The 12,436-nt window shown below is 60.9% G+C and carries 12 protein-coding genes; 5 read left to right on the top strand and 7 right to left on the bottom strand.

The window, feature by feature from the left end; genetic code table 11:
* Positions 1–3: 3 nt before the first annotated feature.
* Entirely contained in the window at positions 4–1,350 is a 1,347-nt protein-coding gene (gene algB, locus DBR24_RS13685) for a sigma-54-dependent response regulator transcription factor AlgB (RefSeq protein WP_016986437.1), read from the bottom strand.
* 427 nt (positions 1,351–1,777) lie between these two features.
* On the opposite strand from algB, the gene DBR24_RS13680 reads away from it, so the two are divergent.
* The 5 genes from DBR24_RS13680 to DBR24_RS13660 all read left to right on the top strand — a co-directional run bounded on the left by DBR24_RS13680 (position 1,778) and on the right by DBR24_RS13660 (position 6,162).
* On the top strand, positions 1,778–2,062 hold the full coding sequence (locus DBR24_RS13680; protein ID WP_123470173.1) for a hypothetical protein: 285 nt from the start codon (positions 1,778–1,780) through the stop codon (positions 2,060–2,062).
* A gap of 71 nt (positions 2,063–2,133) precedes the next feature.
* Entirely contained in the window at positions 2,134–2,298 is a 165-nt protein-coding gene (locus tag DBR24_RS13675) for a DUF1328 domain-containing protein (protein WP_003177151.1), read from the top strand.
* Positions 2,299–2,300: 2 nt separating this feature from the next.
* Positions 2,301–2,765 (top strand): inhibitor of vertebrate lysozyme family protein, encoded by a 465-nt coding sequence (locus tag DBR24_RS13670; protein ID WP_128615027.1) that lies wholly within the window; start codon positions 2,301–2,303, stop codon positions 2,763–2,765.
* A gap of 702 nt (positions 2,766–3,467) precedes the next feature.
* The gene (gene gltP, locus DBR24_RS13665; RefSeq protein ID WP_128615026.1) at positions 3,468–4,799 is read left to right on the top strand and encodes a glutamate/aspartate:proton symporter GltP; all 1,332 of its coding nucleotides are present in this window, start codon (positions 3,468–3,470) and stop codon (positions 4,797–4,799) included.
* A gap of 133 nt (positions 4,800–4,932) precedes the next feature.
* Positions 4,933–6,162 (top strand): nucleoside recognition domain-containing protein, encoded by a 1,230-nt coding sequence (locus DBR24_RS13660; protein ID WP_123470167.1) that lies wholly within the window; start codon positions 4,933–4,935, stop codon positions 6,160–6,162.
* 120 nt (positions 6,163–6,282) lie between these two features.
* Here DBR24_RS13660 and DBR24_RS13655 read toward each other — a convergent pair whose 3' ends face one another.
* The 6 genes from DBR24_RS13655 to DBR24_RS13630 form a co-directional block, all read right to left on the bottom strand.
* Positions 6,283–6,906, bottom strand: a complete 624-nt coding sequence (locus tag DBR24_RS13655; protein WP_128615025.1) for an ABC-type transport auxiliary lipoprotein family protein — start codon at positions 6,904–6,906, stop codon at positions 6,283–6,285.
* Positions 6,903–7,841 carry an MlaD family protein gene (locus DBR24_RS13650; protein WP_128615024.1) on the bottom strand — a complete coding sequence of 313 codons (939 nt, stop codon included), beginning with the start codon at positions 7,839–7,841 and terminating at the stop codon, positions 6,903–6,905. The genes DBR24_RS13655 and DBR24_RS13650 overlap by 4 nt, the downstream gene beginning before the upstream one ends.
* Position 7,842: 1 nt before the next feature.
* A complete protein-coding gene (locus tag DBR24_RS13645; RefSeq protein ID WP_128615023.1) occupies positions 7,843–8,646 on the bottom strand; it encodes an ABC transporter ATP-binding protein in 804 nt (267 codons plus the stop codon).
* Positions 8,643–9,791 carry an ABC transporter permease gene (locus DBR24_RS13640; RefSeq protein ID WP_128615022.1) on the bottom strand — a complete coding sequence of 383 codons (1,149 nt, stop codon included), beginning with the start codon at positions 9,789–9,791 and terminating at the stop codon, positions 8,643–8,645. Before DBR24_RS13640 ends, DBR24_RS13645 begins: the two co-directional genes overlap by 4 nt.
* A 54-nt stretch (positions 9,792–9,845) precedes the next feature.
* On the bottom strand, positions 9,846–10,874 hold the full coding sequence (locus DBR24_RS13635; protein WP_128615021.1) for a DUF5924 family protein: 1,029 nt from the start codon (positions 10,872–10,874) through the stop codon (positions 9,846–9,848).
* A gap of 120 nt (positions 10,875–10,994) precedes the next feature.
* The gene (locus DBR24_RS13630; RefSeq protein WP_123470155.1) at positions 10,995–12,383 is read right to left on the bottom strand and encodes a pitrilysin family protein; all 1,389 of its coding nucleotides are present in this window, start codon (positions 12,381–12,383) and stop codon (positions 10,995–10,997) included.
* Positions 12,384–12,436 lie beyond the last annotated feature (53 nt).

The following is a 12,436-nucleotide window of genomic DNA, read 5'->3' as shown; positions in this document are numbered from 1 at the left end:
CGCTCACAGGTTGTACTGCTTGCGCTTGCGATACAGGGTCGAGGCGTCGATACCGAGGGTTTTTGCGGCCTGATCCAGTGTGCCGGCGGTGGCCAGTACCGCACCGATATGCGCCTTTTCCAGCTCATCGAGGCTCAGCGCTGCGCCAACGCGAGGTGCATTGTTGGCCGGTTGTTCGGCCATGCCGAGGTGGCTGATTTCCACACGTTCCTGCGGGCAGATAATGCTGGCGCGCTCAACGACGTTGCGCAGTTCGCGAATATTGCCTGGCCAGCGGTAGCCGAGCAGCGCTTCACGGGCCTCGTCACTGAACCCGCGCGCCGGACGCGCATACTCTTTGACGAAGCGGGCGAGGAAGCGGTCGGCGAGGGTCAGGATGTCCTCGGCGCGCTCGCGCAGCGGCGGCAGATGCAGCGTGATGACGTTCAAGCGGTACAACAGGTCTTCACGGAAGCGACCGTCGCGCACCATGTCCTCGAGGTTGAGGTTGGTCGCGGCCAGAATCCGCACATCGGCGCGACGGGTCACCGGATCGCCGACCCGCTCATATTCCTTGTCCTGAATAAAACGCAGCAGTTTCGGCTGCAAAGTCAGGGGAAAGTCGCCGATCTCGTCGAGAAACAGCGTGCCGCCATCGGCCTGATTGACCCGGCCCAGCGTGCTTTCGCTGGCACCGGTAAAGGCCCCGCGACTGTGGCCGAACAGCTCGCTTTCCATCAATTCGGCAGTCAGCGACGGGCAGTTGATCGTGACGCAGGACTTCTTCTCGCGCTTGCTCCAGCCATGAATTGCCCGAGCCAATTCACCTTTACCGGTGCCTGACTCGCCGAGAATCAGAATGTTGGCGTCGGTGCTCGCTACCTGCCGCGCCGTTTCCAGTACGACTTTCATCGCCGGGCTGTGGGAGTCGAGGCCGTCCTTGGGTTTGCGGATTTCGCCTTCGAGGGCTTCAAGACGCGCCGAGAGCTGGCGCACTTCCAGTTGCTTGGCCGTGGCCAGGCGCAATTGATCGGGACTGCAGGGTTTGACCAGATAGTCGGCAGCGCCGGCCTGGATCGCGTCGACCGCGGTATCCACAGCCGAGTGAGCGGTGACGATCACCACGCGCATCCACGGCGCCTGAATGCGCATCTGCGCCAGTACGTCGAGGCCGTTGTCTTCGCCCAGGCGCAAATCAAGGAAGCACAGGTCGAAAACCTGACGTTGCAGCAATGCCTCGGCCTGGGCCGCGCTGTTGGCCGTGGCCACCGTATAACCTTCGTCTTCGAGGCAATAACGGAAGGTTCGCAGGATGGCGGATTCATCGTCCACCAGCAGAATGCGGCCTTGATGCTCAGTGGCAGATTCCATTTTTCCTACGCTCCATAGTGATTGATCTTGGTTTAGTCCCGGAAAAATCGGGCAAGTTGCATGGTTGATTCTGAACGATGCCAGCCATAGGAGGGTAGCCCTCTCCTGCCGTTACGGCCAATACGTTGATTTCGTTGGTTTTTTAAACAATCACCGGTTTGCAGGACATTCCCTGCGTATCTTTCTGACATCCGTGTCGTGCTCTCAATTCCATAAGAATGAAATCTCCTACGAAATAATCGTGCATTCCGCACGACCTTGGATGACCCATCGTGCAGGATGCGTCGCCAAGGTTTTTCACCATGCATATAACTTATTGATTTTATTGAATATTTCTCAATGAAAAAACTGGCACGCGGGCTGCAATACCTCATTCAGCCCGGGCAGAAACCAACTGCCCCAACCCAATAAGTGTGAGGAACCCAGGATGACTCGCCAACGTGCCGCCCAAGTGCGTATCTCGCCACTGCATATCCAGCAAGGCCTGTTTGGCGTGCTCGCGCTGTTGGTGACCCTGATCGCGTGCCAGCAATACCTGCGCTGGGAAAACAGCCAGCAGCCTGAGCCGTTGATCTCGATTCAACACAGCACGCAAACGCATTTCAGCGCCGTCAGCAGCAGCCAGGCCGAAAGCACTTCGATGCGCATGATGGATGTTGACCAGACGCAGCCGCTGGATCAGCTGCCACGGGAAGAGCGCTGGGTTTTCTGAGTGAACCAATGAATTCAGGCGCGCAGCGCCGGAACACGCAATATCCCTAAATAGAAGTAAGGAGAATCACCATGTTGAGTTGGGCAATTACATTTTTGATCATTGCCATCATCGCCGCCGTCCTGGGCTTCGGTGGTATCGCGGGCACCGCCACGGGTATCGCCAAGATTCTCTTTGTCGTATTCCTGGTGATGTTCATCGCTTCCTTCTTCTTTGGCCGTCGCGGCCGAGGTTAACGATGAGCGTGTTAAAGACACTGGCAGCCGCCCTGCTTCTGGGCGGTAGTGCCATGGCGCTGGCGGCCAATGATGGCCAGACGCGGGTCAATGAGCTGCTCGGCTCCGACCCGCAATACAGGGAAACCTGGCAAGGCGTGGTGAAGAAGGAAGAACGCCTGCCGGAATGGGTGATGAACCTGTCCGGCACGCCGGATCAGCAGATGAACGCCGTGACTGAAGATGGCGATCAGTATCTGGTCGGACCGCTCTGCGAGTCGGCGGATAAATGCCTGAACCACCGCTTGATCGTCGCGTTCAGCTTCGACAAGAAAGATGCCTACGCCATGCTCGTCGATGTGCCCGAAGGATTGCCGGCCGACAAGTCGCCGACACGACATGCCACCTACCGCTTCCTCGGTAAACCCGACCAGGGCATGCAGGATCTGCTGATGGAAACCCTGAAGAAAGATCCGAACTGGTATTAAGTTTCGAACATAAGAGCAGCGCCCCGCTGCTCTTGATTGCGCCCACCCGATGAAGGCCGGCGCATGACCAGGGGGCCGGGACGTTCTGACTGCAACAGGGTCGGAGTGACCTACGGGTACAGGGAGTGCCTGCGCGAGGGCCGGGTCAGGGTAAAAGCTGCGCCGCAGGTTCGCCGAGCCTCAGTGGTTCGACGGACTTGCGCTGGGCTTTGCAACACGCAAAACATTGATCCAGAGCGCCCATATCCTCCTTTTTATCGCTGACACTGCGCGCAAAAACATTACGCGGTGTTTCCTGGCGACCGTATATCGAGAAAGAGACCGTTTAAACAGTAGGACTTCTAGTCTTGCAATGTAGGCTTTTTCCTAAATTTTCCGCCGATTTTACTCGTTCAAAAAACAACCAACCTACGCTGTAATGGCCGGTTCACGGCACTTATGCCGGCTGAAATGTCGCAATCGAACCGGTTGGGACGCCAGTTTCATTTAAAAAAGCTCATGCCGATTCGGCATAGGGTAGGCGTTTACGGCATTAGACGGCGCAACCTTGCATCGGAATAGTTGCGCCTTTTTCGCCTGCCGAAGAGCCGTAAACACGCGCTTCGGGGCACCTTATACGGAGGCAGATGCACAGACTTTTCCGCTAAAGAGCGTTCCAGTTCCTGCATGTGCCTGAGTCAAACGCAAGTAAGGGTAAAGATAATGAAGAAGGCAAAACTCAGCCTCGCCTGGCAGATCCTCATCGGTCTGGTTTTAGGGATTGCAATTGGTGCGTTGCTCAACCACTTCAGTGCCGAAAAGGCCTGGTGGATCAGTAACGTCCTGCAACCGGCAGGCGATATCTTTATCCGTCTGATCAAGATGATCGTGATCCCGATCGTCATCTCGTCCCTGATCGTCGGCATCGCCGGCGTGGGCGACGCCAAGAAGCTTGGGCGCATCGGCCTGAAGACGATCATCTACTTCGAAATCGTCACCACCATCGCCATTCTCGTCGGCCTGGTGTTGGCGAACGTGTTCCACCCGGGCGCCGGCATCGACATGAGCACCCTGGGCACTGTGGACATCTCCAAGTACCAGGCGACCGCCGCCGAAGTGCAGCATGAACACGCGTTCATCGAGACCATCCTCAACCTGATCCCGTCGAACATCTTCGCGGCCATGGCCCGCGGCGAAATGCTGCCGATCATCTTCTTCTCCGTGCTGTTCGGTCTCGGTCTGTCGAGCCTGCAGTCGGACCTGCGCGAACCGCTGGTGAAGATGTTCCAGGGCGTTTCCGAGAGCATGTTCAAAGTCACCCACATGATCATGAACTACGCCCCGATCGGCGTATTCGCCCTGATCGCGGTGACCGTCGCCAACTTCGGCTTCGCCTCGCTGCTGCCGCTGGCCAAGCTGGTGATCCTGGTTTACGTCGCCATCGCCTTCTTCGCCTTCGTGGTGCTGGGCCTGATCGCCAAGTTGTTCGGCTTCTCGGTGATCAAGCTGATGCGCATCTTCAAGGATGAGCTGGTCCTGGCCTACTCCACCGCCTCCTCGGAAACCGTGCTGCCACGGGTGATCGAGAAGATGGAAGCCTACGGCGCACCGAAAGCCATCTGCAGCTTCGTGGTGCCGACCGGTTACTCGTTCAACCTCGACGGTTCGACCCTGTACCAGTCCATCGCGGCAATCTTCATTGCCCAGCTGTACGGCATCGACCTGTCGATCAGCCAGCAACTGCTGCTGGTCCTGACCCTGATGGTCACCTCCAAAGGCATCGCCGGTGTACCGGGCGTGTCCTTCGTGGTGCTGCTGGCAACGCTGGGCAGCGTCGGTATTCCGCTGGAAGGCCTGGCCTTCATCGCTGGTGTCGACCGCATCATGGACATGGCGCGTACCGCACTGAACGTGATCGGCAACGCCCTGGCGGTCCTGGTGATCGCTCGTTGGGAAGGCATGTACGACGACGCCAAGGGCCAGCGCTACTGGAACTCCCTGCCGCACTGGCGCAGCAAGGAAAAACTGCCGGCTGGCGAGATTTCCAAGAACTGATTGCTGAACCCTGGGGAGATTGGCTCCCACAGTGACCGAGCCAGCCTTACCAACAAACCCCGGAGAAATCCGGGGTTTGTCGTTTCTGGCGACCCCGCTATCATTCGCCGCATCTTCCGGGGGATTTTGACTGATGCTTAATGGCCTGTGGCTTGGCTTCTTCGTCGTGGCAACCATCTCTGCGCTGGTGCAGTGGCTGGTCGGCGGCAATGCCGGAATTTTCGCGGCGATGGTGGAAAGCATTTTTGCCATGGCCAAGCTCTCGGTCGAGGTGATGGTGCTGCTGTTCGGCACGTTGACCCTGTGGCTGGGCTTCCTGCGCATTGCCGAAAAGGCCGGGATCGTCGAATGGCTGGCCAAGGTCCTCGGGCCGCTGTTCCTGCGGCTGATGCCGGAAGTCCCGCCGGGTCACCCTGCCCTCGGCCTGATCACCCTGAACTTCGCTGCCAATGGCCTCGGGCTGGATAATGCGGCCACGCCGATCGGCCTCAAAGCCATGAAGGCGCTGCAGGAACTCAACCCCAGCGCCACCATCGCCAGCAACGCGCAGATCCTGTTCCTGGTGCTCAACGCGTCGTCCCTGACCCTGCTGCCGGTGACGATCTTCATGTACCGCGCCCAGCAAGGCGCGCCGGACCCGACCCTGGTGTTCCTGCCGATCCTGCTGGCGACCAGTTGCTCGACCATCGTCGGTTTTCTCTCGGTGGCGTTCATGCAGCGCCTGCGCATCTGGGACCCGGTGGTGCTGGCCTATCTGATTCCCGGCGCGCTGATCCTTGGCGCTTTCATGGCATTGCTGGCGACCCTGTCGGCCACGGCGCTGGCCGGGTTGTCGTCGATCCTCGGCAACCTGACGCTATTCGGGCTGATCATGTTGTTTCTGGTGATCGGCGCGTTACGCAAGGTGAAGGTCTACGAAGCGTTCGTCGAAGGCGCAAAAGAGGGCTTCGATGTCGCCAAGAACCTGCTGCCCTATCTGGTGGCGATGCTCTGCGCGGTCGGCGTACTGCGTGCTTCCGGGGCGCTGGACTTCGGTCTGGATGGTATCCGCCATCTGGTCGAGTGGGCCGGCTGGGACACGCGGTTTGTCGACGCGTTGCCGACGGCGATGGTCAAACCGTTTTCCGGTAGCGCCGCACGGGCGATGCTGATCGAGACCATGAAGACTTCAGGGGTCGACAGCTTCCCGGCGCTGGTAGCGGCGACGGTGCAGGGCAGTACCGAGACCACGTTCTATGTGCTGGCAGTGTATTTTGGCGCAGTGGGGATTCAGCGGGCGCGGCATGCGGTGGGGTGTGCGTTGCTGGCTGAGCTGGCCGGGGTACTGGGCGCGATTGGCGTCTGCTACTGGTTCTTCGGTTAACCACTAATCCCATTGTGGGAGCGAGCTTGCTCGCGAATGCGTCCGGTCAGTCAACATCATCGCTGAATGACCCACCGCATTCGCGAGCAAGCTCGCTCCCACAGGGGTTGTGTGTCGGGCTTAAGGTTTTGGGGGGGCGAGTTTCTGGCCTTGGTCGACAGCCCAAGCCACGACTTTGGCGGTCAGGCGATCACTGGCCTGGCCAAACCCCGCAACCACCGCTGGCACCTGCACATCGCTCAGCGGCTGACGCTCTTCAAAGCGGCGACTGGCGAGAATCTTCTGGTCATAGCCACGCACCAGCAACGCATCGACCCGTACCACAGCGCTGGCCTGACGGCCCTGATACTCGGTCTGAAACGCCTGCAAACTGCCGCCCAGCTCCAGATCCGCCGCAAAGTTGCTGTCATCGGTACTCAGCAACGTCACCCGGCCATCACGCACAAAGCCATCGAGCAGTCGATTGCGCACCAGCACCGGTGCCGGATCGCTCCAGCGCGAGCCTTTGTAGCTGCTGATCACATCACCCTGCGGAATCACTGCAATGGTCGGCCGGTTCAACGCCTCGCTGGCCTGCAGCTTGTTCAGTCGCAGCGACCAGGACTGAGCGGCGGCTGAGCTGGCCGAGGCAGGCGCCTGGGCCGATGGCAGGCGATACACGTCCGACGGATCGGCCTGCGGCAGGATCGAGCACGCGCCGAGCAGCGAGAAACCGGCGAGGAGGGCGAAGTGAGTCAGCTTCATGGCGTGAATTCCTTGTTCTTGTCACGGCCCAGCAAGTAACCGCTGGGGTTGGCTTCAAGGCGTTGGGAAATGGCGCGCAGCGAGGTCAGCGTCTCGCGCAATTCGCGGATGGCCGGGGCCAGGCCATTGAGGCCCTGCATGCCGTTGTCGAGGGAATTTTCGTTCTTGCTCAGCAACGTGTTGATCGTCGCGCTGCTCTGTTCCAGCGACTTCATCGCCTGCTCGGCACTGCCGAGCGCCTGTTTGCCCTGATCGTTGAGCAGGCCATTGGCGTTGCGCATCAGAAGCGACGTCTGCTCGAGCATGTTGCTGGCCTGTTTGCCGACACTCGCCAGTTGCTGCATGGCCTGGCGCAGGTCGCCGCGCTGATCGTTGATCGAGCCGGTGGTCTGCTCCAGATGGGCCAGGGTGTTGCTGACGCGCTCGACGTTCTCCGGGGAAAACATCTGATTGGCATTGCTCAGCAGCGCGGTGATGCCGCTCATCAAATCGTTACTGTCATTGAGCAGCCGCGAAATAGGCGAGGGCGACGCAACGATGGTCGGCAGGTTGCCGTCATGGCCACGCAGCTTCGGGCTCTCCGGTGTGCCGCCGCTGAGCTGGATGATCGACGTACCGGTGATCCCGGCCAGCGCCAGTTTGGCCTGGGTGTCCTCCTTGACCGGCGTGTCGCCGCCCAGACGAATCCGCGCCAGCACGCGCCGTGGATCTTTGGGATCAAGGCGCAGATTGATCACATCGCCGACCTTGATCCCGCTGTACTGCACCGGGCTGCCCTTGGACAGCCCGCTGACCGCCTCGCTGAAGACAATCTCGTAATCCTTGAACTCGGTGTCGACACTGGACTTGGCCAGGAACAGACCGAAGAGCAGGGCGCCAGCCACCACTATCACGGTGAACAGGCCGATCAACACATGATGGGCTCGGGTTTCCATGTCAGACCTCGTTGAGCAGTTTGGCGGCGTCCAGCGCCGAGCGGCCGCGCGGGCCGTGGAAGTATTCGTGAATCCACGCGTCGTCGGTTTCCGAGACGACGTCGATGGGGCCGGCGACCAGCACTTTCTTCTGCGCCAGCACCGCCACGCGGTCGGTGATGGTGTAGAGCGTGTCGAGGTCGTGAGTGACCAGAAACACACTCAGGCCCAGCGCATCGCGCAGGGTCAGGATCAATTGATCGAATTGCGCCGCGCCAATCGGATCGAGGCCGGCGGTGGGTTCGTCGAGAAACAGGATGTCCGGGTCCAGGGCCAGCGCCCGGGCCAGCGCGGCGCGTTTGATCATGCCGCCGGACAGCGAGGCCGGGTATTTGTCCGCCGCCGACAGCGGCAGCCCGGCCAACGCCAGTTTCACCGCCGCCAGGTGTTCGGCATCGTTGCGGCTCAGGCCGGCGTGTTCGATAAGGGGCAGGGCGACGTTCTCGGTGACGGTCAGCGAGGAAAACAGCGCGCCTTTCTGAAACAGCACGCCAAAACGCCGCTCGACCAGCGAACGCTCATGTTCGGACAGGCTCGGCAGGTTCTTGCCGAACACTTTGACCATGCCTTCGCTGGGCCGGCGCAGGCCGACGATGCTGCGCAGCAACACCGATTTGCCGCTGCCGGAGCCGCCGACCACGGCGAGAATCTCGCCTTTGTACAAATCCAGATCGAGGCTCTCGTGCACGCTCTGGCTACCGAAGCGATTGCCCAGGCCACGGACTTCGATCACCGCCTCCGAGGGCGCGCGGGGTAGACGACTCACCAGCCCATCTCCATGAAGAACAGTGCGGCCACCGCGTCGAGCACGATCACCACGAAAATCGACTGCACCACCGCAGACGTGGTGTGCGCGCCGACCGACTCGGCGCTGCCACTGACCTTGAAACCTTCCAGGCAACCGATCGCCGCAATCAGGAAGGCGAAGATCGGTGCCTTCACCAAGCCGACCAGAAAGTGCTGGATGCCAATGTCGCTTTGCAGCAGCGAAAGGAACATCGCCGGCGAAATCCCCAACGACACCGCACACACCACGCCACCGCCGATGATCCCGCAGAGCATCGCCAGAAACGTCAGCATCGGCAGCGCCACCAGCATCGCCAGCACGCGCGGCACCACCAACAGCTCCATCGGGTCGAGGCCGAGGGTGCGAATCGCGTCGATTTCTTCGTTGGCCTTCATCGAGCCGATTTGCGCGGTGAAGGCACTGGCGGTGCGCCCGGCCATCAGGATCGCCGTGAGCAACACCCCGAACTCGCGCAGGAACGAGAATCCCACCAGGTCCACGGTGAAGATCGTCGCGCCGAAACTGGCCAGCACCGTCGCGCCGAGAAAGGCCACCACCGCACCGACCAGAAAGGTCAGCAGCGCCACGATCGGCGCAGCGTCGAGGCCGGTCTGTTCGATGTGCGCGATCATCGGCGTGATCCGCCAGCGTTTGGGCCGAAACAGGTTACGCGCGATGGTTTCCAGAATCAGCCCGACGAAGCCGAGCAGTTGCAGGGTGTCCTGCCAGACCGTGTCCACGGCACGTCCGATGCGCGTGAGCAATTGCACGCTGACGCTGACTTCCGGCTCCTTGATCGGTACACAGAAATCGGTCAGCGAGCAGTAAACGGTTTGCAACAAGGCACGGTCGGCCGAGGACAAGGTGCAATCGGGATGTTCGGCGGACTTGCCCAGGCGCTCGGAACCGAGCAACTCCACCAGCAACGAGGCACCGGCGGTATCGAGGGTGCCAAGGCCATTAAGGTCGATGGGAGTATTGGCGTCGTACTGGCCGCGCAGCGACTCGCTCAGGTGCTTGAGCTCGGCGTAATGGGCGAGCGTCCAGTCTCCGATGACCCGCAGGCGGGCAGGGCTGATCGACGTGTCCAGGTGGGCACTGCCGGTGATCGAACGGCTGGTCATAAGCTCCGTGCTTGTTCGTCTGTTGAGCGAACTAACGTAATAGCACGAACCGGATTACTTTTCTTTGGTCGCTGTGCTGTCTGTGACTTCGAAGCGCAATACGCCAATCACCTGGCCATCCTCGGTCAACACCCGCACCTGCCATTTGCCGGCCGGGTTGCCTGGGAAGTTCTGCTTGTGCGTCCACGCCCGGTAGCCTTCCTTGCGCCCGCCGTGGATATCGAGGGCAATGCGGTCGACTTCCTGGCCGTTGAACTGCCACACGTGATAGATCCGCTCATCCAGCCCGCGCGGCGCATTGATCGCGGTGTAGGCGTAGAGGCCGCCGTTGCGGATCTGCTCGGCGCTGACCTGGTCGAGGCTGGCACCGGGGGTGCGGTCCTGCAACTGAGTGCTGATCGCCACGTCGGTCATCCACAGCGTCGCCGGCGGCACCCACGAGCGCAGCGTCCAGCCGACCGCGCCGATGCCGAAAGTGATGCACAGAATGGCCAGTACATTGCGCACGGTGCGGATCGGGAAGATCGACGCCAGACTCGGGAACGACATCACCACCGCCGTGCCCAGCGCCCATTTGAAACTCTGCGCGGTGGTCAGGTGCATGATCACCGGCAGGGCGGTGAGCAGGGCAGCGAACAGGGTCAGGGTGTGCAGCGCGAGAAACGCCCAGCGTCGTGGCGCCAGCCATTTGTAATAGAGCGGATCGACAATCGAAATCAGCGCGGCGATGCACAGCAGGCCGGTGAAGATCAGTTGGCCGCTGTTCCAGGTGGTGGTGATGAAGAAGAACGGCAGGACGAAAAACAGGCTTTCCTGGTGGATCATCTGCGTTGCGTAGCGCAACAGCGGTTGCGGAATTTCCCGCTTGAAGATCCGCGTGAACAGCCCGGTCAGGGTGTTTTCCAGCATCAGCCAGATCCAGCTCAGCAGCATGATGATGGTGATCCAGCTCGCCAGCCCCTGCTGGCGATCGACCAGAATGAAACTGCCGACCCCGGAGATGAAACCGCCAAGCGCAATGACCCCGGGATAGCGCTTCATCAGTTCGAGAATGCGCTGGATCAGGTCGGGGATTTTTGGCATGTGGGCAGTTCACGGCTGGAGAGGAAAAAACCCCGACAGAGTACCGTCCGCAGGCGTCTGTGGCGAGGTTGGTGGTCACCTGAACACAACTCATTCCCCTGTAGGCGTGAGCCTACAGGTTCAGTGTCCGGCGGATTTTCGGCGGTGCAGGCGCCAGCCAATCAGCACCAGCAACACCAGGCCGAGACCGCCGGCAATCAGCCACAGCGCCTCATCATCACTGATCAACGGTTTCTCGATCCGCAGATACCCCGGCTGCAACAGCAATTCGCGCATGGCCTTGTTTGCCGTTTCCAGCGTCACGCCTTGCAGCTCGCGGGCGGGGTTGGCAAAGCGCCCGTCCTCGTAGTCGCCCAGCGCGCTCCAGTAATAATCAGCCATCGCGCTGTTGCCTTGCACGGCCCAGGCCTGATGGGCGATGGCGGCCTGTTTGATCCGGGCGAAGGTGTCGGGGTCGAGGCCGTTTTTCAGCAAGTCGGCCTTGAGGTCTTCCAGCACCTGTTGCGCTTCGGCGAGGTCATCGCGATCCACGTCGGCATTGAGGCTCATGAAACCGACCCCGCCAAACACCTCACGCTCGGCCCATGGCCCGTAGGACAAACCGTGGTTCAGGCGGATCTGCCGGTACAGCGCCCAGTCGAGGTAGTCCTTGAGGATGTCGAAGGTTTCGTCGTACTGATCGTCGAGTACCGGCTCCGGCACCAGCCAGTGCAGCTTGGCACTGTCGCCGATGAAGCCGCGGGTGAGCGTGCGTTCATGGGCCGCACTGGTGCGGATGTCCGGCAGCTCACGGTGCTCGGCCGGGTCCACGGCTTCGAGCGCGCCCCAGGTACGCTCCAGGTAAGCCGGCAGCAGTTTATCGAGCTCGCCGACGACGATCAGGGACATGTTGTTCGGCGCGTACCAGGTCTTGCGCACCTTCTCCAGTTGCGCCTGGGTCAGGTGACCGACTTCCGCACGTTGCGGGCATTTCAGGCCCAGCTCCACCGCCAGTTGATTGCTCGCGGTGTGGCCCAGATCCTGGCGGTCGAGAAAACGCTGCAGACGCGTGTAATGGCCGCCGTCCTCGCGCTCGACCACGCGTTTGGCGGCGTTGATCGCGTTGTCGTCAATGCGGGTCTGAGTCAGCAGGCCGAGCAGCAGGTCGAGCACCTTGCGCTGGTTCTTCGCCGGGGCTTCGATGACGAACGTGGTGTCAGCGTTGCTGGTGAATGCGTTCCACTCGCCGCCCAGCGCCTGCATGCGCTCTTCCAGTCCGCCTTCGCCAGTAGCGTCGACGCCACTGAACAGCAGGTGTTCCAGCAGGTGCGGCAGCTCTTTTTCATCGCAGTCGAAATCGTCGAGGCCGACGCCGACCACCAGGCGGATCGCCACATGCCCGCGTTCGGTGCCGGGCTTGAGCAACAGCTGCAAACCATTGGGCAGCGCATAGCCTTCGACCTGAAAGCGATCAACGGCGAAGGCGGGCAGGGAACCGAGCAACAGACAGGCGAACAACAGGCAACGCATAACAGGCTTCCGTACGGCTGATTTGGAGATCCGTGTCGTCAGTCAGGGCCCCA

The organism is Pseudomonas sp. HMWF006 (assembly GCF_003061205.1).
GTDB classification, from domain to species: Bacteria; Pseudomonadota; Gammaproteobacteria; order Pseudomonadales; family Pseudomonadaceae; genus Aquipseudomonas; species Aquipseudomonas monsensis.
The sequence above is the reverse complement of the archived record's forward strand: the minus strand, read 5'-3'. Positions and strand labels throughout refer to the sequence as shown.

Coding starts and splice junctions, on each gene's coding strand:
- algB (WP_016986437.1), bottom strand. CDS start 1,350: ATGGAATCTGCCACTGAGCATCAAGGCCGCATTCTGCTGGTGGACGAT.
- DBR24_RS13680 (WP_123470173.1), top strand. CDS start 1,778: ATGACTCGCCAACGTGCCGCCCAAGTGCGTATCTCGCCACTGCATATC.
- DBR24_RS13675 (WP_003177151.1), top strand. CDS start 2,134: ATGTTGAGTTGGGCAATTACATTTTTGATCATTGCCATCATCGCCGCC.
- DBR24_RS13670 (WP_128615027.1), top strand. CDS start 2,301: ATGAGCGTGTTAAAGACACTGGCAGCCGCCCTGCTTCTGGGCGGTAGT.
- gltP (WP_128615026.1), top strand. CDS start 3,468: ATGAAGAAGGCAAAACTCAGCCTCGCCTGGCAGATCCTCATCGGTCTG.
- DBR24_RS13660 (WP_123470167.1), top strand. CDS start 4,933: ATGCTTAATGGCCTGTGGCTTGGCTTCTTCGTCGTGGCAACCATCTCT.
- DBR24_RS13655 (WP_128615025.1), bottom strand. CDS start 6,906: ATGAAGCTGACTCACTTCGCCCTCCTCGCCGGTTTCTCGCTGCTCGGC.
- DBR24_RS13650 (WP_128615024.1), bottom strand. CDS start 7,841: ATGGAAACCCGAGCCCATCATGTGTTGATCGGCCTGTTCACCGTGATA.
- DBR24_RS13640 (WP_128615022.1), bottom strand. CDS start 9,791: ATGACCAGCCGTTCGATCACCGGCAGTGCCCACCTGGACACGTCGATC.
- DBR24_RS13635 (WP_128615021.1), bottom strand. CDS start 10,874: ATGCCAAAAATCCCCGACCTGATCCAGCGCATTCTCGAACTGATGAAG.
- DBR24_RS13630 (WP_123470155.1), bottom strand. CDS start 12,383: ATGCGTTGCCTGTTGTTCGCCTGTCTGTTGCTCGGTTCCCTGCCCGCC.